At 70.9% G+C, this 18,893-nt stretch carries 19 protein-coding genes; 8 read left to right on the top strand and 11 right to left on the bottom strand.

The window, feature by feature from the left end; translation table 11 throughout:
- Positions 1 to 6: 6 nt before the first annotated feature.
- Both JHAT_RS04310 and JHAT_RS04305 read right to left on the bottom strand, forming a co-directional pair.
- Positions 7 to 579 carry a dihydrofolate reductase family protein gene (locus tag JHAT_RS04310; protein ID WP_077796680.1) on the bottom strand — a complete coding sequence of 191 codons (573 nt, stop codon included), beginning with the start codon at positions 577 to 579 and terminating at the stop codon, positions 7 to 9.
- 443 nt (positions 580 to 1,022) lie between these two features.
- Positions 1,023 to 2,048 carry an ATP-dependent 6-phosphofructokinase gene (locus tag JHAT_RS04305; protein WP_077796679.1) on the bottom strand — a complete coding sequence of 342 codons (1,026 nt, stop codon included), beginning with the start codon at positions 2,046 to 2,048 and terminating at the stop codon, positions 1,023 to 1,025.
- 244 nt (positions 2,049 to 2,292) lie between these two features.
- Between JHAT_RS04305 and pta the strand changes: the two genes are divergently transcribed.
- The 3 genes from pta (at position 2,293) to pyk (ending at position 7,104) form a co-directional block, all read left to right on the top strand.
- Positions 2,293 to 4,386, top strand: coding sequence for a phosphate acetyltransferase (pta, locus tag JHAT_RS04300; protein WP_077796678.1), 2,094 nt, complete (start codon positions 2,293 to 2,295; stop codon positions 4,384 to 4,386).
- Complete coding sequence (locus JHAT_RS04295; protein WP_077796677.1) at positions 4,383 to 5,600, top strand: acetate kinase; 1,218 nt, start codon at positions 4,383 to 4,385, stop codon at positions 5,598 to 5,600. The genes pta and JHAT_RS04295 overlap by 4 nt, the downstream gene beginning before the upstream one ends.
- A gap of 73 nt (positions 5,601 to 5,673) precedes the next feature.
- A complete protein-coding gene (gene pyk / locus JHAT_RS04290; protein WP_077796676.1) occupies positions 5,674 to 7,104 on the top strand; it encodes a pyruvate kinase in 1,431 nt (476 codons plus the stop codon).
- A 99-nt stretch (positions 7,105 to 7,203) separates the two neighbouring features.
- Here the strand turns inward: pyk and JHAT_RS04285 are convergent, their stop codons facing one another.
- The 4 genes from JHAT_RS04285 to JHAT_RS04270 form a co-directional block, all read right to left on the bottom strand.
- Positions 7,204 to 8,637: a hypothetical protein gene (locus JHAT_RS04285; protein WP_077796675.1), complete on the bottom strand. Its 1,434-nt coding sequence runs from the start codon at positions 8,635 to 8,637 to the stop codon at positions 7,204 to 7,206.
- A complete protein-coding gene (locus JHAT_RS04280; protein WP_077796674.1) occupies positions 8,627 to 9,232 on the bottom strand; it encodes a DUF6114 domain-containing protein in 606 nt (201 codons plus the stop codon). Before JHAT_RS04280 ends, JHAT_RS04285 begins: the two co-directional genes overlap by 11 nt.
- A gap of 117 nt (positions 9,233 to 9,349) precedes the next feature.
- Complete coding sequence (locus tag JHAT_RS04275) at positions 9,350 to 9,982, bottom strand: DUF6230 family protein (RefSeq protein WP_077796673.1); 633 nt, start codon at positions 9,980 to 9,982, stop codon at positions 9,350 to 9,352.
- A 652-nt stretch (positions 9,983 to 10,634) separates the two neighbouring features.
- On the bottom strand, positions 10,635 to 11,612 hold the full coding sequence (locus JHAT_RS04270; protein ID WP_171990737.1) for a tetratricopeptide repeat protein: 978 nt from the start codon (positions 11,610 to 11,612) through the stop codon (positions 10,635 to 10,637).
- 251 nt (positions 11,613 to 11,863) lie between these two features.
- Here JHAT_RS04270 and JHAT_RS04265 point away from each other — a divergent pair, with 251 nt between their 5' ends.
- Positions 11,864 to 12,505 (top strand): TetR/AcrR family transcriptional regulator, encoded by a 642-nt coding sequence (locus JHAT_RS04265; protein WP_077796705.1) that lies wholly within the window; start codon positions 11,864 to 11,866, stop codon positions 12,503 to 12,505.
- Positions 12,506 to 12,539: 34 nt separating this feature from the next.
- Here the strand turns inward: JHAT_RS04265 and JHAT_RS04260 are convergent, their stop codons facing one another.
- From JHAT_RS04260 to JHAT_RS04240, 5 genes are all read right to left on the bottom strand, one after another.
- Positions 12,540 to 14,240, bottom strand: a complete 1,701-nt coding sequence (locus JHAT_RS04260) for a methylmalonyl-CoA mutase (RefSeq protein ID WP_077796671.1) — start codon at positions 14,238 to 14,240, stop codon at positions 12,540 to 12,542.
- A gap of 75 nt (positions 14,241 to 14,315) precedes the next feature.
- Positions 14,316 to 14,654 (bottom strand): DUF3817 domain-containing protein, encoded by a 339-nt coding sequence (locus JHAT_RS04255; protein WP_171990736.1) that lies wholly within the window; start codon positions 14,652 to 14,654, stop codon positions 14,316 to 14,318.
- Positions 14,655 to 14,796: 142 nt separating this feature from the next.
- Entirely contained in the window at positions 14,797 to 15,306 is a 510-nt protein-coding gene (locus JHAT_RS04250; protein WP_077796669.1) for a MarR family winged helix-turn-helix transcriptional regulator, read from the bottom strand.
- Positions 15,307 to 15,383: 77 nt separating this feature from the next.
- On the bottom strand, positions 15,384 to 15,677 hold the full coding sequence (locus tag JHAT_RS04245) for an MTH1187 family thiamine-binding protein (protein ID WP_030187368.1): 294 nt from the start codon (positions 15,675 to 15,677) through the stop codon (positions 15,384 to 15,386).
- Complete coding sequence (locus tag JHAT_RS04240) at positions 15,674 to 16,018, bottom strand: DUF3817 domain-containing protein (protein WP_077796668.1); 345 nt, start codon at positions 16,016 to 16,018, stop codon at positions 15,674 to 15,676. Before JHAT_RS04240 ends, JHAT_RS04245 begins: the two co-directional genes overlap by 4 nt.
- Before the next feature lie 227 nt (positions 16,019 to 16,245).
- Here JHAT_RS04240 and JHAT_RS04235 point away from each other — a divergent pair, with 227 nt between their 5' ends.
- The 4 genes from JHAT_RS04235 (at position 16,246) to JHAT_RS04220 (ending at position 18,882) form a co-directional block, all read left to right on the top strand.
- Entirely contained in the window at positions 16,246 to 16,878 is a 633-nt protein-coding gene (locus JHAT_RS04235; protein ID WP_077796704.1) for an AIM24 family protein, read from the top strand.
- A 1-nt stretch (position 16,879) separates the two neighbouring features.
- A complete protein-coding gene (locus tag JHAT_RS04230) occupies positions 16,880 to 17,530 on the top strand; it encodes an AIM24 family protein (protein ID WP_077796667.1) in 651 nt (216 codons plus the stop codon).
- Positions 17,527 to 18,303, top strand: coding sequence for an AIM24 family protein (locus JHAT_RS04225; RefSeq protein ID WP_077796666.1), 777 nt, complete (start codon positions 17,527 to 17,529; stop codon positions 18,301 to 18,303). Before JHAT_RS04230 ends, JHAT_RS04225 begins: the two co-directional genes overlap by 4 nt.
- 102 nt (positions 18,304 to 18,405) lie before the next feature.
- Entirely contained in the window at positions 18,406 to 18,882 is a 477-nt protein-coding gene (locus tag JHAT_RS04220) for a MarR family winged helix-turn-helix transcriptional regulator (protein WP_077796665.1), read from the top strand.
- Positions 18,883 to 18,893: the final 11 nt, after the last annotated feature.

Below are 18,893 nucleotides of genomic sequence, written 5' to 3'. Positions count from 1 at the left end.
GCCGGGTCAGCGGACGACGTCGAACACGTTCTTCTGCAGGCCGTTGGCGTACGCCTCGTGCTCGACCAGCTTCAGCTTCTGGGTGTCCTTGTCCGTGTCGCTGAACAGGCGCTTGCCCGCACCGAGCAGGAGCGGGAAGACGAGCAGGTGGTAGCGGTCGATCAGGCCGGCGTCCGAGAGGCTCCGGTTCAGGGTGGCGCTGCCGTGGACGATGATCGGGCCGCCCTCGGTCTCCTTCAGGGCGGCGACCTCGTCGAGCGAACGCAGGATCGTCGTCTCGCCCCAGTTCGCCACCAGTTCGTCCTCGGTGAGGGTGGTGGAGACCACGTACTTCGGCATCACCTTGTAGTCGGCGAAGTCCGCCATGTCCGGCCACACCGGGCTGAACGCCTCGTAGCTGGTCCGGCCCATCAGCATCGCCGTGGCTTCCTTCTGCTCGCGCCCCTTGATGTCGAACGCCTCGGGGAGGAACTCGACGTCCTTGAAGGTCCAGCCGGAGTTCCGGTAACCGGGCTCGCCGCCCGGGGCCTCCACGACGCCGTCGAGCGAGATGAAGGCGGTACTGATCAGGGTGCGCATCGAAGGTTCCTCGCTAGCTCGTGTCTGGTTCTCAGCGGGTCGGACCGGTGGACGCTGCGGCCGCACTCGCGGCTGCGGCGCACCGGTCACGACCTATGACCGCCGATCATGAGGGAACTCATCGGCCCGCGCCCCGTTTTCCGGCAGTTCGACGACCGAACCGGCTCCGAGGGCGCTACGGGAGTACGCCGCCGGGCCGCTGGGGCCGGACCGCGCGAAGGCGTCCGACGTGGAGTCGGGCTCCGCTGTGGAGCACCCCCGGCGCGGCGGCGACGCCGGCACACCCCTGAGGGCCGCTCGGCCTGCCCGATCGGCTGCTTCGTCCCGGGAGGACCACCGGGGCCACACGGCCGCCGCCCTCGGCCGGGGCGGCGGCCGAGGGCGGAGCGGGCGAGGACGGAGCAGCCGGTGAGGGGACCGCTTCCGGTTCTGGAAGTCCGGTTCTAGAAGACCGACTCGGCCTCGTCCATGCGGTCCTTCGGCACCGTCTTCAGCTCGGTGACGGCCTCCGCCAGCGGCACCATGACGACGTCCGTGCCGCGCAGCGCGGTCATCCGGCCGAACTCGCCCCGGTGCGCGGCCTCGACCGCGTGCCAGCCGAAGCGGGTCGCGAGGACGCGGTCGTACGCGGTGGGCACGCCACCGCGCTGGACGTGGCCGAGGATGACCGGCTTGGCCTCCTTGCCGAGCCGGCGCTCCAGCTCGTACGCCAGTGCCGTGCCGATGCCCTGGAAGCGCTCGTGCCCGAACTTGTCGATCTCGCCCTTGCCGTAGTCCATGGAGCCCTCGACGGGGTGGGCCCCCTCGGCGACGCAGACGACGGCGAACTTCTTGCCGCGGGCGAAGCGGGCCTCGACCATCTTGACCAGGTCGGCCGGGTCGAAGGGCCGCTCGGGCAGGCAGATGCCGTGGGCGCCGGCGGCCATGCCGGACTCGAGGGCGATCCAGCCGGCGTGCCGGCCCATGACCTCGACGACCATCACGCGCTGGTGGGACTCGGCGGTGGTCTTGAGGCGGTCCATCGCCTCCGTCGCCACGCCGACCGCCGTGTCGAAGCCGAAGGTGCGGTCGGTGGAGGAGATGTCGTTGTCGATCGTCTTGGGCACGCCGACCACGGGCAGACCCGCGTCGGACAGCATCCGGGCCGCCGTCAGCGTGCCCTCGCCGCCGATCGGGATCAGCGCGTCGATGCCGAAGCTCTGGATCATGTCGCCCGCGTTCTCGCAGGCCTCGCGGAGCCGGTCGCGCTCCAGCCGGGAGGAGCCGAGGATCGTGCCGCCGCGCGCCAGGATGCCGCTGACCGCGTTCAGGTCGAGGGTGCGGTAACGGCCGTCGAGCAGGCCCGCGTAGCCGTCCTCGAAGCCGATGACCTCGTCGCCGTAGTTGTCGACCGCTCGGTGCACGACCGACCGGATCACTGCGTTCAGCCCGGGGCAGTCGCCGCCTGCGGTGAGGACTCCGATACGCATCGTGCTGTGTCTCCTGCTCGCTGTGGACACCGGTGAGCCACGTCCGATTCTTTCACGTCCCCCAGGGGGATGCCGCTTCCGTGCGGACAGCGGTCCCGGCCGCCCTCCGGCAGGCTTCACCGGCGGGCGCCTTATCCATGGGGAGAGGTACTGTCAAGAGGGTTCCGCTCACCCCGGTGGGTGATCTTTGTGCACGGGGCAGCCGCCGCCGGACAACCGCACCGAGACGAAACGGAGAGCACGCGTGACGCGCAGCGTGTACGTGACCGGCATCGACCGCGGCGACGGCCGCCAGGTCGTCGAGCTGGGGGTCATGGAGCTCCTGACCCGGCAGGTCGACCGGGTCGGCGTCTTCCGTCCCCTGGTCCACGACGGGCCCGACCGGCTCTTCGAGCTGCTGCGCGCCCGCTACCGGCTCTCGCAGGATCCGGCGACGGTCTACGGCCTGGACTACCAGGAGGCGTCCGCGCTCCAGGCCGAGCAGGGCACGGACGAGCTGGTGTCCGCGCTGGTCGAGCGGTTCCACCTGGTCGCCCGGGACTACGACGTCGTCCTCGTCCTCGGCACCGACTTCGCCGGCACCCAGCTCCCGGACGAGCTGTCGCTGAACGCGCGGCTCGCCAACGAGTTCGGCGCCTCGGTGCTCCCGGTCGTGGGCGGGCGCAAGCAGACGGCCGAGTCGGTGCTCGCCGAGACGGTCAACGCCTTCCGCGCCTACGACGGGCTGGGCTGCGACGTCCTGGCCATGGTGACCAACCGGGTCGCCCGCGAGGACCGGGACGAGATCGCCGGGCGGCTGGCGAACCGGCTGCCGGTGCCCTGCTGGGTGGTGCCCGACGAGCCCGCGCTGTCGGCGCCGACCGTCTCCCAGATCGCGCACTCCCTCGGCGCGAGGGTGGTCCTCGGGGACGACTCGGGGCTCGCCCGCGACGCGCTGGACTTCGTCTTCGGCGGGGCGATGCTGCCCAACCTGCTGGCCGCGCTGACCCCCGGCTGCCTGGTGATCACCCCCGGCGACCGGGCCGACCTGGTGGTCGGCACGCTGGCCGCGCACAGCGCCGGCACCCCGCCGATCGCCGGCCTGCTGCTGACCCTGGACGAGGTGCCGGGCGAGAGCGTCCTCACCCTCGCCGCCCGTCTCGCCCCGGGCACGCCGGTGCTCTCGGTGACCGGCAACAGCTTCCCCACCGCCGAGCAGCTGTTCTCCCTGGAGGGCAAGCTGGGCGCGGCCACCCCGCGCAAGGCGGAGACCGCCCTCGGCCTCTTCGAGCGGTACGTCGACACCGCCGACCTCAGCAAGCGGGTCTCCGCGCCGAGCAGCGACCGCGTCACCCCGATGATGTTCGAGCACAAGCTGCTGGAGCAGGCCCGCTCGGACCTGCGCCGGGTCGTCCTCCCGGAGGGCACCGAGGAACGGGTGCTGCACGCGGCGGAGGTGCTGCTGCGCCGGGGCGTGTGCGAGCTGACGCTGCTCGGCGACGTGGAGCAGATCCGCAAGAAGGCCGCCGACCTCGGCGTCGACCTCGGCGCCGCCCAGCTGATCGACCCGGCGGTGTCCGAGCTGCGCGACTCCTTCGCCGAGAAGTACGCGGCCCTGCGCGCCCACAAGGGCGTCACCGTGGAGCTGGCGTACGACGTGGTGTCCGACGTGAACTACTTCGGCACGCTGATGGTGCAGGAGGGGCTGGCCGACGGCATGGTGTCGGGGTCGGTGCACTCGACGGCGGCGACCATCCGCCCGGCCTTCGAGATCATCAAGACCAAGCCGGAGGCGTCGATCGTCTCCTCGGTCTTCTTCATGTGCCTGGCCGACAAGGTCCTCGTCTACGGCGACTGCGCGGTCAACCCGGACCCGGACGCCGAGCAGCTCGCCGACATCGCGACGCAGTCGGCGTCCACGGCGGCGCAGTTCGGCGTGGACCCGCGCATCGCCATGCTGTCGTACTCGACCGGCACGTCCGGTTCCGGCGCGGACGTCGACAAGGTGCGCGAGGCGACCGGGCTGGTCCGCGCGCGCCGCCCCGACCTGAGGATCGAGGGACCGATCCAGTACGACGCCGCCGTCGAGCCGTCGGTCGCCGCGACCAAGCTGCCCGGCTCCGAGGTCGCCGGGCAGGCCAGCGTGCTGATCTTCCCCGACCTGAACACCGGCAACAACACCTACAAGGCCGTGCAGCGCTCGGCCGGCGCCATCGCCGTCGGCCCGGTCCTCCAGGGCCTGCGCAAGCCGGTCAACGACCTGTCCCGGGGCGCCCTGGTCCAGGACATCGTCAACACGGTCGCCATCACGGCGATCCAGGCCCAGCAGTCCCCGAACGAGAAGGTGTCCGACCTGTGAGCGCGACGCGCGTCCTCGTCCTCAACTCCGGCTCCTCGTCGGTGAAGTACCAGCTGCTCGACATGCACGACGGCAGCCGCCTGGCGGTGGGGCTGGTCGAGCGGATCGGCGAGCGGACCTCCCGGCTGAAGCACACCCGCGTGGCCGACGGCGACACCCGTGAGCAGAACGGGCCGATCGCCGACCACGAGGCCGCCCTGAAGGCGGTCGCCGGGGAACTGGCCCGGGACGGTCTGGGCCTGGACTCCCCGGAGCTGGCCGCGATCGGGCACCGGGTGGTGCACGGCGGCGTCTTCTTCACCGAGCCCACCCTCATCGACGACTCCGTGCTCACGGAGATCGAGCGGCTGGTCCCGGTGGCACCGCTGCACAACCCGGCCAACCTCACCGGCATCCGCACCGCCCGGGCGTTCCGCCCCGACCTGCCCCAGGTGGCGGTCTTCGACACGGCGTTCCACACGACGATCCCGGAGTCCGCGGCGCGTTACGCGATCGACCCGAAGATCGCCGACCGGCACCGCATCCGCCGCTACGGCTTCCACGGCACCTCGCACGCGTACGTCTCCCGGGAGACGGCACGCCTGCTGGGCAGGGCCCCGTCGGAGGTCAACGTCATCGTGCTCCACCTCGGCAACGGCGCCTCGGTCTCGGCGGTCGAGGGCGGCCGGTGCGTGGACACGTCCATGGGGATGACGCCCCTGGAGGGACTGGTGATGGGTACGCGTTCGGGAGACCTCGACCCGGCGGTCATCTTCCATTTGGAGCGCGTCGGCGGAATGTCCACGGACGAGATCGACACGCTCCTCAACAAGAGGAGCGGCCTGTTCGGGCTGTGCGGCGACAACGACATGCGGGAGATCCGGCGCCGGATCGACGCGGGGGACGAAGAGGCGCGGCTCGCCTTCGACATCTACATTCACCGGTTGAAGAAGTACATCGGCGCCTATTACGCCGTTCTCGGACGGGTGGACGCGGTCGCCTTCACCGCCGGGGTCGGGGAGAACGCGGCACCGGTGCGGGAAGCCGCCGTGGCGGGCCTGGAAGGGCTGGGCCTGGTGGTCGACGCGGACCTGAACGCCGCGCGCGGCGACGGGGCGCGGCTGATCTCGCCCGCGTACGCGCGGGTGGCGGTGGCCGTGGTGCCGACCGACGAGGAAATGGAGATCGCGACACAAACCTACGCGCTGGTAAATGGTTCGGGGAATCTCACCTGAGCGGCATCCCGCCCTTTTGTATTTTCCGCCAGACGGAATATTCCGCAGCGAAACAAACCGATAGGATCGCCCCATGCGCCGTTCGAAAATCGTCTGTACTCTCGGCCCCGCGGTCGACTCCCACGAGCAGCTCGTCGCCCTGATCGACGCCGGCATGAACGTGGCCCGCTTCAACTTCAGCCACGGCACCCACGCCGAGCACCAGGGGCGTTACGACCGCGTCCGGGCCGCCGCCAAGGAGACCGGCAGGGCCATCGGCGTCCTCGCCGACCTGCAGGGCCCCAAGATCCGCCTGGAGACCTTCGCCGAGGGTCCCGTCGAGCTGGTGCGCGGTGACGAGTTCACCATCACCACCGAGGACGTGCCGGGCGACCGGACGATCTGCGGCACGACGTACAAGGGCCTGCCCGGCGACGTGGCCAAGGGCGACCAGATCCTCATCAACGACGGCAACGTCGAGCTGAAGGTCACCGAGGTCGACGGCCCCCGGGTGCGGACGATCGTCATCGAGGGCGGCGTCATCTCCGACCACAAGGGCATCAACCTGCCCGGCGCGGCGGTGAACGTGCCCGCGCTGTCCGAGAAGGACATCGAGGACCTCCGCTTCGCGCTGCGCATGGGCTGCGACCTGGTCGCCCTCTCCTTCGTCCGGGACGCCAAGGACGTCGCCGACGTGCACCGCGTGATGGACGAGGAGGGCCGCCGCGTCCCGGTGATCGCCAAGGTGGAGAAGCCGCAGGCGGTCGACAACATGGAGGACGTCGTGATGGCGTTCGACGGCGTGATGGTCGCCCGTGGCGACCTGGCCGTCGAGTACCCGCTCGAGAAGGTCCCCATGGTGCAGAAGCGCCTGATCGAGCTGTGCCGGCGCAACGCCAAGCCGGTGATCGTGGCGACCCAGATGATGGAGTCGATGATCACCAACTCCCGCCCGACGCGCGCCGAGGCCTCCGACGTCGCCAACGCCATCCTGGACGGCGCGGACGCGGTCATGCTGTCGGCGGAGTCGTCCGTGGGCGCGTACCCGATCGAGACCGTCAAGACGATGTCGAAGATCGTCACGGCGGCCGAGCAGGAGCTGCTCTCCAAGGGCCTGCAGCCGCTGGTGCCGGGCAAGAAGCCGCGCACGCAGGGCGGTTCGGTGGCCCGTGCCGCCGCCGAGATCGCCGACTTCCTCGGCGGCAAGGGCCTGGTGGCCTTCACCCAGTCCGGCGACACCGCGCGCCGCCTGTCCCGCTACCGCGCGACCCAGCCCATCCTCGCCTTCACCACCGACGAGTCCACCCGCAACCAGCTGGCGCTCAGCTGGGGCGTGGAGCCGCACGTGGTGCCGTTCGTCAACAGCACGGACGAGATGGTCGAGCTGGTGGACCAGGAGATGGTGAAGCTGAGCCGCTTCAACGACGGCGACATCGTCGTGATCACCGCCGGCTCGCCCCCCGGCGTGCCCGGCACCACCAACATGGTCCGCGTGCACCACCTCGGCGAGGCGCGCCGCGCCTGACGCCTTCCGCGGTACGCGGTACGCGACGAGGGCGCCCCCTGTGCTCGACAGGGGGCGCCCTCGCTCTTTCCGCGGCTCCGGAAGGGCCCGCGGGTGTGCTCAGGTCGTGTACTGGTGCAGCCCGGGGACGTGCAGGGTGCCGCCGAACTGGCCGGCCTGGACGACCGTCACGTTCGTGAAGTAGATCAGCGGGATGTCCAGGGGCGGCGGGTTCTCCGGGTCGAAGGTGATCGGGATCAGCCCGAGCAGGTTGCCCGAGATGCTCTCGGTGTACATCACGGTCTCGCCGTCGCGGATCGTGGACGTCGAGCCCTTGGCCGCCTGCACGTGGTAGGTCTTGCCGGACTGCTCGTCCTTCACCGTCTGGTGCAGGTCGCCGATGTCGGTGCCGTTCGAGACGACGTACTTCAGCACCTTCTTGGTGGCGCCGCCCGCCGTCCTGACCTCGACGACGCCCTTGTACGAGGCGCCCTTGAGCAGCAGCGAGCTGGCGTTGAGGTACCAGGGGTCGTCCGGCAGCGGCACCTTGTTGTCGACGCCGCCCTGCGCGTCCGTGGCGACCGGGCAGTCGTCCACGTCCGGGCCGGCGCTCTCGGACGCCTCGGGGCCGGGCGAGGCGGTGGCCTCCTCGTCCTCCTCGGCCTCCTCCGTCGCTCCGGACTCCTCCGTCGCCCCGGCCGCTTCCCCGCCGGGCTCCTCCACCGCCTCGCCGGTGTCCTCGGCCGCCCCGGACACCGCGTCGGTGGTGTCCTTCACGGTGTCCTCCACCGTGCCGGTGGCCTTCTCGACCGTGTCCCCGACGGTCCGGGAGACGTCCTCGGCGGTGCTCTTCCCACCGGTGTCCTCGTCGGCGCTCGCGGACGCCGTGGGGGTGGGCGTGGGGCTCGGGCTCTTCTCGACCTTGCCGCCGGTGAGGATGCCCCCGAGGGCGTCACCGAGGTCCTTCAGCACGCCGCCGCTCCCGCTCCCGGACGACGAGGGCGTCGGGGTGCCGGCGTCGGGCGCCTTCTCCCGGCTCTGCGCCTCGGGGGACGCGGAGGGGGCGGGGCCGGCCTCGTCGTCGGAACCTGAATCCGGCGAAGAGGTCGAACCGGCGCCCTGGTCGCCGTCCTGGTCCGCGGCACCGGAGGCCGAAGGCTCCGGCTCGGTCGCGTCGCCCTGGTCGTCGGGCTTGTCGTCGGGCTTGTCGTCGGCCTTCTCGTCGTCCGCCCCGTCGGTCGCCGAGGGCGACGGCTCGGGGGACTCCGAGGGGTCCTTCCCGGCGTCCTCGAGGGCCGCCACGCAGTCCTTGTACTCGTCGGCCGTCAGGCTGTTCGACGGCGGCGCCGCGTCGTTGCCGTCCGCCAGGGCCAGCGTCGGCGTGAACCCCATCCCCATGAGGACCGCCGTGGGCATCGCCGCCAGGGCTATCGCCTTCCCGGCCGGCATGTGGAACCTGGTGAACAACGGCTTCTTGGGTGCCGCGTGGCGCGGCCCGGTTCTCACACGGGACGCCTCCACATCAGTCCCGCGGGTCACCTCGTCAGCCGGCACTGTGCCTCCCGTTCGCCCCGTTGGCCGGGCTCGTTCCTGACAGATCGTTCGGCTCTTCCCCGCCGTCCCGCGGCTGCGGCACCGCGGTGCCGGGCACCGGGGCGTCGGGCACCGGGGCGTCGGGCACCGGGGTGCCGGGGACCACGCCCTCGGGCGCGCCGCCCGTTCCCCTGCCCTCCAGCGGCGGCTCGGCCTGCGGCGGCAGGCCCGGCACCCACGACACGGCCATCGCCCCGCCGACCAGCGCGAACAGGAAGCCGATGAGGAAACCGCCGAGGTTGGACACGGGGATGGACACCAGCGCCAGCAGGATCGCCGCCACACCCGCGAAGACCCGGACGTGCTTCTGGAACCAGAGGCTGACGCCCAGGACGACCAGCAGCACGCCGATGATCAGGGACCCGGCGCCCGCGGTGGTGGCCATCGCCAGCGTCAGGTGACCGATCTGGAGGTTCGCGTACGGGAAGTAGGCGATGGGGAGTCCACCGAGGGCGACGAACAGTCCGGCCCAGAACGGCCGCGCGCCTCGCCAGGCACGGAACTGCAGCCTCCGGCTGGTGAACTGGCCGGTTGCGGCAGGAGTCTCGGCGCTCATGGAAAACAGCTCCCTGGTACGGCTTTGCTGTGGTGGAGATGTGGGCCGCGCGTGAAGGCGCGCCCGGAGAGTGGACGGGCGGGGGCGCCACCGGCTCCCCCGCCCGTCAGCGAGTGCTTAGTAGCACTCCTTGACACCCTTGGACAGCGACATCTTCAGGCCGCTGAGCTTGAAGGTTCCGGCGGTGGTCGCCCACGCCGTCTGCTTCACGCCGGTCAGTGTGACCGAGTCGGCCTGCTGCGCGAACCCGTAGGGGTTCGTGGTGTCGCCCTTCTTGATGCCCGGACCCTTGGCGGCGTCCTTGGCCGCGACGCCGATGTCGATGCCGCGGAACGTGGCATCGGCCTCGAGCTGCTCGACGTCGATGTACAGGTTCTCGGCCTCGACCGCCTTGCCGCCGCCGCCGGCCTTCAGCATGAGGCTGACCGAGCCGATGAGCGGGATGTCCGGGGTGACCACGGACTGGCACATGCCCTTGATCGACGCGGACTTGAACGCCGAGACGGCGACGGGGTGAGCCGTCTTCTGCCCGTCGAGCGTGTAACCCGAGTCGATCGCCCCGTACTGGACGAAGCCCGTACCGTCGAGCTGCTCCGCCGTCACCTTGAACGACTGGCCGGAGACGCTGAACGACGCGGCCAGGGCACCCTGCGCCAGCGCCACGCCTATCGCGGCCGTCGCGGCCACGCTGGGCACCATGACGACGGCGAACCGCTTCCATCTGGTCCCGCCACGCACCTGGGACTCCATATTTCCTCCTTCTCGGACGTACATCTCCTGGCCTCGGCCCGCCCCCGGATCGGCGGCTCGGCCTGGCAGGGATGGGAGAAGTGCTACGTCCTCGGGAAGGAGAGCGCCCGCGCTCGGCGGCACGTGGAACGCGCCCGAATCACCGGCGATCACCCCCGAGCGACAACCACTGGTCGCGCCTGACACACATCACGCACAACCCTGCTGGACAGGCTTCACCGACTGGGTGAAGACCCCCCTGCCCAAGAGCCGGCGCCACTGCCGCCGGCTCTGCTCGGTGGGGACCCAGGAACCCCCGCGACCCGACTGGCTTTCGGGGTACGGGAATGGACCGAGCGTCGCCGATCGTGGTGCATTCTCGCCGTCGGCACAAGGGGCTCGTTACTCACTGGTAACGGCCGGATAACCCTGACACGACACACCGGCCCCGGACGGCGACGCTGGGTGTGTCCTACGGGAGGGACAAAAACATCGATCGCCGGACAGAATCCGGCAGAACGGCGCCTACGACTTACTAGCAGTAACAGCGGCCGCGATTACCAAGATTTGGCAAAGCGCGGCCGCACTGACGTCGCGTCGGCAGTTCTCCCACTCGGGCACCACCCGGCCGGGCGGCCGACGACCGCCCGGCGGAAGGGCCCGGAAACGCCCCCTAGAACAGGGCGCGGGCCAGTGCCCTGCGCGCCGCGGTCACCCGCGGGTCGTCGGCACCGACCACCTCGAACAGCTCCAGCAGGCGCACCCGTACGGCGTCCCGGTCGTCCCCGGCCGTGCGGCGCACCGTGTCGATGAGCCGGCCGAAGGCGTCCTCCACGTGCCCGCCCACCAGGTCCAGGTCGGCGGCGGCGATCTGCGCCTGTGCGTCGTCCGGCTTGTCGGCCGCCTCCTGACGGACCCGCTGCGGGTCGGCGCCCTGGACGCGCTGGAGCAACTCGGCCTGGGCGAGGCCCAGTTTGGCCTCCGTGTTGCCCGGGTCGTCGCTGAGCACGTTCTTGTACGCGCGGACGGCGCCGGCCAGGTCGCCGGCGTCCAGCGCCTGCACGGCGGCCTCGAGTGCCGCGTCGTGCGGCCCGGCCGGACGCTCGGGGGCGGCGGCCCGGTCCGCGCCCGGCTCCGCCTCCGGGTCGACGACGAGGCCGGTCAGGCCGAAGCGCTGTTCGGCGACCTGCACCAGCTGGTCCAGGGTCTGACGGATCTGCGCCTCGCCGGCGGCGCCCTGGAAGAGCGGCAGCGCCTGTCCGGCCACGACCGCGAACACGGCCGGGATGCCCTGGACGCCGAACTGCTGCATCAGCATCTGGTTGGCGTCGACGTCGATCTTGGCGAGGAGGAAGCGCCCGTTGTACTCGACGGCGAGCCGCTCCAGGACGGGGCTCAACTGCTTGCAGGGTTCGCACCACTCGGCCCAGAAGTCGATGACGACCGGGACCTCGGTGGACCGCTGCAGGACGTCGCTCTCGAAGCGGGCCTCGTCGACGTCGATGACGAGATCGGCCGGGGAGACGCCCCCCGTTCCGCCGTGCCGGGCCGCCTCGGCGCGTGCCTGCTCCGCCTTCGCCTTGGCCTCCTGGGCCGCCTTCACCGCGGCGAGGTCGACGACCCCGCTCATGGACATGTTCCGTGGCTGCATGGGTCTATCCTCCCCTGTCCTGCGCGCGTGTGTGAAAAGCGGCGTGAAAGCCCGCCCCGACGTGTGCCGTCGGCGCGGGTCGTGCGGCGCCGGGTCCCCACCCTGCGCCCGTGGTCGTCGCTCGGGCACGGGCGTACCCGCGCTTTCGCTACGAGTCGTAGCGTAATGCCATGACGGGTCGTCGGAACACCCCGCTCCGGTGATCTCCCTCACGGCCGGCCGCCGGAAACACGCCGGTTATGGTCGAGGGCATGCAGAGCAGCACCCCCGCCGGCCGCACCGGGCGCCCGCGCAGCGCCGCGGCGGACGCCGCGATCCTGGCCGCGACCCGGGCGGCCCTGGTGGACCTCGGCTGGTCGAAGCTCACCCTGGGAGACGTCGCGACGCGGGCCGGGGTTGCCAAGACGACCCTCTACCGTCGCTGGGCGGGCAAGAACGAGCTGGTCGTGGACGCGGTGGCGGAGCTCTTCGACGAACTCGAACTGCCCGACCGGGGCTGTCTGGCCGCCGACATCGAGGGTGTGGTGCTGCAGTTCGCGGCGATCCTGGCCCGGCCGGAGGCCCGGAACGGGCTGATGGCGGTGGTGTCCGAGGCCACGCGGGACGACGCGCTGCGCGAACGCATCCGCGATTCCATCGTCGACCGGCAGAAGCGCCTGGTGCTGACCGGCAGGGCCCGCGCCCAGGCGCGCGGCGAGCTGCCGGCCGAGGCCGACCCGGCGGAGGCCGCCCGCACGGCGGACCTCATCTTCGACGTGGTGGCGGGCGCGGTGGTCCACCGCACCCTGGTCAGCGCGGAACCGGCCGACGGGGAGTGGGTGCGGAGCCTGACGCGGGTACTGCTGTGGGGCCTGACGGCTCGACCGGACGAGCCGGCCGGCCCCACCTCCTGACCCACCGCGCCCGGCGGTGGGCGGGCGCGGGCGCCTAGAAACCCGCCGGCTCCGTGTAGACGCCCCACTCGTCCCGCAGCACCCCGCAGATCTCACCGAGCGTCGCCTCGGCCCGCACGGCTTCCAGCATCGGCTCGATCATGTTCCCGCCGGACCGCGCCGCGGCGAGCATCGCGTCCAGCGCGGAGCGCACGGCCGCGTCGTCCCGGGCCGCCCTGCGCTCGCCCAGCACCCGCACCTGCTCGCGCTCCACCTCGTGGCTGACCCGCAGGATCTCCAGGTCGCCGGTGACGGAGCCGGTGTGGACGTTGACGCCGACGACCCTCTTGTCCTCCTTCTCCAGTGCCTGCTGGTAGCGGAAGGCGGACTCGGCGATCTCGCCGGTGAACCAGCCGTCCTCGATGCCGCGCAGGATGCCGGAGGTCATCGGCCCGATGGGGTGCCGCCCGTCGGGGTGGGCCCTGAGCCCGCGCTCCTTGATCTGCTCGAAGATCTTCTCGGCGTCCGCCTCGATCCGGTCCGTCAGCTGCTCGACGAACCAGGAGCCGCCCAGCGGGTCGGCGACGTTGGCGACGCCGGTCTCCTCCATCAGCACCTGCTGGGTCCGCAGGGCGATCTCGGCGGCCTGCTCGCTGGGCAGGGCGAGGGTCTCGTCCAGGGCGTTGGTGTGCAGGGAGTTGGTCCCGCCGAGCACGGCGGCCAGCGCCTCCACGGCGGTCCGCACGACGTTGTTGTACGGCTGCTGCGCGGTCAGCGAGACGCCGGCGGTCTGGGTGTGGAACCGCAGCCACTGCGCCTTCTCGCTCTTCGCCCCGTACACGTCCCGCATCCAGCGGGCCCAGATCCTCCGGGCGGCGCGGAACTTGGCGATCTCCTCGAAGAAGTCGACGTGCGCGTCGAAGAAGAAGGACAGCCCGGGCGCGAAGACGTCGACGTCCAGCCCGCGGCTGAGCCCCAGCTCGACGTACCCGAAGCCGTCCGCCAGGGTGTACGCCAGCTCCTGCGCGGCCGTCGCCCCGGCCTCGCGGATGTGGTACCCGGAGACGGAGAGCGGCTTGTAGGCGGGGATGCCGGCCGCGCAGTACTCCATCAGGTCGCCGATGAGGCGCAGGTGCGGCTCGGGCTGGAAGAGCCACTCCTTCTGGGCGATGTACTCCTTGAAGATGTCCGTCTGGAGCGTGCCGTTGAGCACGGAGGCGTCGACGCCCTGGCGCTCGGCGGCGACGAGGTACATGCAGAACACGGGCACGGCGGGCCCGCTGATCGTCATGGAGGTCGTCACGTCCCCGAGCGGGATGTCCTTGAACAGCACCTCCATGTCGGCGGCCGAGTCGATGGCCACCCCGCAGTGCCCGACCTCGCCGAGCGAGCGCGGGTCGTCGGAGTCGCGGCCCATCAGCGTCGGCATGTCGAACGCGACGGACAGCCCCCCGCCTCCGTTCCGGAGGATCATCTTGTACCGCTCGTTGGTCTGCTCGGCGTTCCCGAACCCGGCGAACTGCCGGATGGTCCACGTCCGCCCTCGGTAGCCGGTGGGATACAGCCCCCGGGTGAAGGGGAACTCCCCCGGCCACCCGATCCGCTCGAACCCCTCGTACCTGTCCCCGCTCCGGGGCCCGTACACCGGCTCCACGGGGTCCCCGGAGAGCGTGGTGAAGTCGGCGTCCCGCTTGCGCGAGGCGTCGTACCGGGCCTGCCACCGGCGGCGGCCTTCCTCTATGGCGTCAGCGTCCATACCCTCGAATTTACTAGGACGTCCAAGTAAATGTCGATGGGGTACCGCCGAACGGGTGTCCGTACGGCGGTGGGGTCAGGCCCCGGCGGCCGCCGGGGCGGCGTCGGCGGTCTTGGCGTCCAGCTCCCGGCTGATCTTCCGCTCCACGAAGAAGGCGGCCGTCGGGACGGTCCCCGCGAGCAGCACCCAGAGCTGCTTCTTGACCGGCCACTTCGCCTTGGAGCCCAGGTCGAAGGCGAGGACGAGGTAGATGACGTACAGCCAGCCGTGGGCGATGCTGACGACCCGGGTGAAGTCGGCGGCGCCGTCCAGCTCCAGGGCGTACTTGGCGATCATGCCCAGGCACAGGGCGATCAGCAGCACACCGGTGACGTACGCCATGACGCGGTAGCGGGTCAGCACGCTTCGTTTCATGGATGCGAGCATAACCGCCCGAAACATCCCCGCGTCGGCGGGGAGCGGTACGCCGTGACCCGCCGGTGCGCCGGGACGCCGGGACCGTCCCCCGCGGGCAGGAGGCGACGTGCCGGCCCTAGGGCCTGTGGCGAAAGTGGCCCTAGTCCTCCTTGAAGTCGCCCGCGGCGACCCGCAGCGGGCGGAGCATCGCGAAGATCTCGCCGCACTCCTCCGCGTCGTACGCACCCAGGCCGAAGTCCATGGCCATGAGGTCGCGGGTGGCCGACTCGACGACCTCGCGGCCCTTGTCGGTGATGCTGGCGAGCGTGCCGCGGCCGTCGTTGGGGTTGGGGCGCTTGTCGACCAGGCCGGAGCGGACCAGGCGGTCGACGGTGTTGGTCACGGAGGTGGGGTGCACCATGAGCCGCTCACCGATCTTGGACATCGGCAGCTCGCCCGACTTGGAGAAGGTGAGCAGCACCAGCGCCTCGTAGCGCGCGAACGTCAGCCCGTAGGGCTTGACCACCGCGTCGACCTCGGCCAGCAGGATCTGGTGGGCGCGCATGATCGAGGTGATCGCGGCCATGGAGGGGACGCCGCCCCAGCGCTCCTTCCAGAGTTCGTCGGCGCGGGCGATGGGATCGAAGGAGAGGCTGAGGGGCTTCGGCACGGCATCAGACCTTACCGGCCGGTCATATGCCGGTCAGCCCCGTCTCGCCTTTCGATACCACCGTCCCGCCGACCGCTTCATCCGGCGAGGTGGCGCTCCACCGTCTCGACCTTGGACGTGAGGCCGTCCGTCACGCCGGGGCGGATGTCCGCCTTGAGGACCAGGGAGACCCGCGGCGCCCGCGCCTCGACGGCGGCGACGGCGCGCCGGACGACGTCCATGACCTCGTCCCACTCGCCCTCGACGGACGTGAACATCGCGTCGGTGCGGTTCGGCAGCCCCGACTCGCGGACCACCCGGACCGCGTCGGCCACGTACTCCCCGACGTCCTCGCCGACGCCCAGCGGCGTCACGGAAAAGGCGACGATCATGCGTTGACGATCCCTTCCTGACGGGCGCGCGAGGCGATGACCGCGTTCTCGGCCTCGCGCTTGAGCCTGCGCTCGGCGAAGAAGCCGCCGGTCGGCAGGACCGACAGCACGAAGTAGAGGGCGGCGGTCCCCAGCGGCCACTTGGCGCGGTTCCACGCGTCCGCCCAGAAGAGGACGTACAGCACGAACAGCACGCCGTGGATCATGCCCATCACCGGCACCGCGTTGAAGTCCGTGGTCCGCTTCAGCACCGAGCAGACGAGCAGCAGGATGAACGAGATCGCCTCGGGGCCCGAGACCAGGCGGAGGCGGCGGAGGGCGGTGGCGGTCTTGAGGTCCACGGGTCACCTTCGGTGGGAGAGGGGTGGATGAGGGATCGGTCGATGAGCAGCGCGGTTTGTGAACACACTCACAAGCGCCCGTCCATTGTGGCAAACCCGCGCCACGCCCGGCCCGGGGGGTCGGGGACCGCGGGCGCGTCGGCGCCCCGGGGCCGGGATCGGGGGTGACCTCCACCCCGGGGACCTGTCCTCCGGGCCGCCCGGCCGCTACGTTCTCATTTGTGGCGATGTTCCGACTTCAGGGCGGCAAGGTGCTCGCCGTCGACATGACCGGGGACGCCGTGAAGGCGAAGAACGGCTCGATGGTCGCGTACGACGGGGAGATGGCCTTCAAGAAGCTGAGCGGCGGCGGTGAGGGCATCCGGGGCATGGTGACCCGGCGGCTCACCGGCGAGCAGATGACGGTGATGGAGGTGAGGGGGCGGGGGACCTGCTGGTTCGCGGACCGGGCCTCGGAGATCACCCTGGTGGAACTCCGGGGCGACACGCTGTACGTCGAGTCCAGCAACTTCCTGGCGGCCGACGCCGGGCTGCGCACGGGCACCAGTTTCACGGGGACCCGCGGTGCCGCGCAGGGCAACGGGCTGTTCACCACGACGGTCGAGGGCCACGGCCGGGCGGCGATCGTGTCGGACGGCCCGGCGGTGGTGCTGCGGGTCAGCGCGCGGTACCCGCTGACCGTCGACCCGGGGGCGTACGTCGCGCACCAGGGGAACCTGCGGCAGTCCTTCCAGTCGGGTGTGACCTTCCGCACCCTGTTCGGCGAGGGCGGCGGCGAGGCGTTCCAGATCCGCTTCGAGGGCGACGGACTGGTGTACGTGCAGCCGAGCGAGCGGAACACGATCGCGGGGGACGTGTGACATGGCCTTCGAGGAAGTGAACTCCAAGATGGTCCGGGCGACCGTGAGGCCCGGGCAGCGGCTGTTCAGTCAGCGCGGTGCGATGCTCGCCTACCAGGGGGACGTGTCGTTCACCCCGAACCTGACCGGTGGCCGGGGCGGCGTCGTGTCGATGATCGGCCGCCGGGTGGCGAACGAGGACACCCCGCTGATGACCGTCGAGGGCAGCGGCACGGTGTTCTTCGGGCACGGCGGCCACCACGTGCAGGTGATCAACCTGTCGGGCGACACCCTGTACGTGGAGGCGGACCGCCTCCTCGCCTTCGAGGGCACCCTGGAGCAGGGCACGGTGTTCCTCGGCTCGCAGGGCGGCGTCATGGGCATGGTGCGGGGCCAGGTGAGCGGGCAGGGGCTGTTCACCACGTCCCTCAAGGGGCACGGGTCGGTGGCGGTGATGGCGCACGGCGGGGTCTTCGAGGTGCCCGTCACCCCGCACCGGACGGTGCACGTCGACCCGCAGGCCTACGTCGCCCACCACGGTGACCTCCGCAACAGGCTGTCCACGGCGCTGGGCTGGCGGGACATGGTGGGGCGCGGCTCCGGCGAGGCGTTCCAGCTGGAGCTGAGCGGCAACGGCACGGTGTACGTCCAGGCGTCCGAGGAGAAGTTGTGAGCACCGTCCCCCACGACCCGGCGACGCTGCCGGCCGACGACAACGTCAACGCGTACACCTTCTGCGTGGAGCTGACGGGGAACCAGTGGTTCCTGCAGAAGGGGAAGATGATCGCCTACTACGGGACGATCGAGTTCAACGGGATCGGGCACGGCCGGCTGGACCGGCTGGTGCGCACGGCCTTCCATTCGCCTCTGCACGCGAGCGACTGGGTCGTCGCCGGGGGCTCGGGCAAGATGCTCCTCGCCGACCGGGCCTTCGACGTGAACTCGTACGACCTGGAGGACGGCAATCTGACCATTCGCTCGGGCAACCTGCTCGCTTTTCAGCCAAGTCTCGCCCTCAAGCAGTCGATCGTGCCGGGTTTTCTGACTCTGATCGGAACCGGAAAGTTCGTGGCCGCGTCGAACGGTCCGGTGGTGTTCATGGAACCCCCGATCCGGGTGGACCCGCAGGCCCTGGTCGGCTGGGCCGACTGCCCCTCGCCCTGCCATCACTACGACCACGGGTACCTGACCGGCCTGCTGGGCGGTCTACGTGCGATGACGGGCCTGGGCGGCGCCTCCGGGGAGGAGCACCAGTTCGAGTTCGTGGGGGCGGGGACGGTGCTGCTGCAGTCGAGCGAGGCGCTGATGGCGGAACAGGCGACGGGGGCCGCTCCGCAGCAGGCGGGCGTGCCCGGCGGCGGCCCGCAGGGCACGCCGGGAGGCCGGTCGGGAGTACCGGGGCTTCCCGGACAGCTGGGAGACCTCCAGCGCCGCTTCGGGCTGTGAGCGGTAACCTGCGGAGTGTGACGTCGAACGCGTGCGCACCCGTCACCGTCACACGACACCCCTCATTAGTTCGCCTTTCAACTTTTTAGGTAGACTTCATTCATGGAGACCGAGACGGCCACCCGCTGGCTGACCGATACGGAGCAGTGTGCTTGGCGCACCCACCTGGAGGTCAACAGGCTGTTGACGCACCAGCTCGAGAAGGACCTGCAGCCGTTCGGCCTGACGATGAACGACTACGAAATCCTGGTGAACCTCTCCGAGTCCGAGGACGACAGGATGCGGATGAGCGATCTCGCCTCCGCCACCCTGCAGTCCAAGAGCCGCCTCTCCCACCAGATCACGCGCATGGAGAACGCGAACCTGGTACGGCGGGAGAACTGCGAGTCCGACCGCCGCGGGCTCTACGCCGTCCTCACCGAGCACGGTCTGGAGACGATGCGGAAGGTCGCGCCGCACCACGTGGCGTCCGTGCGCCGGCACTTCATCGACCTGCTGACGCCCGAGGCCCTGGCGGAGCTCGACAAGGCGCTCAGGCCCGTCGCCGAGCACCTGCGCGGCCAACGAGGACGTCCCTGACCCCGGACGGT

The organism is Streptomyces sp. JHA26, assembly GCF_002005565.1.
In the GTDB taxonomy this organism is placed as follows: Bacteria; Actinomycetota; Actinomycetes; order Streptomycetales; family Streptomycetaceae; genus Streptomyces.
Note: the sequence above shows the minus strand (reverse complement) of the source record. Positions and strands in the feature narration are given on the sequence as shown.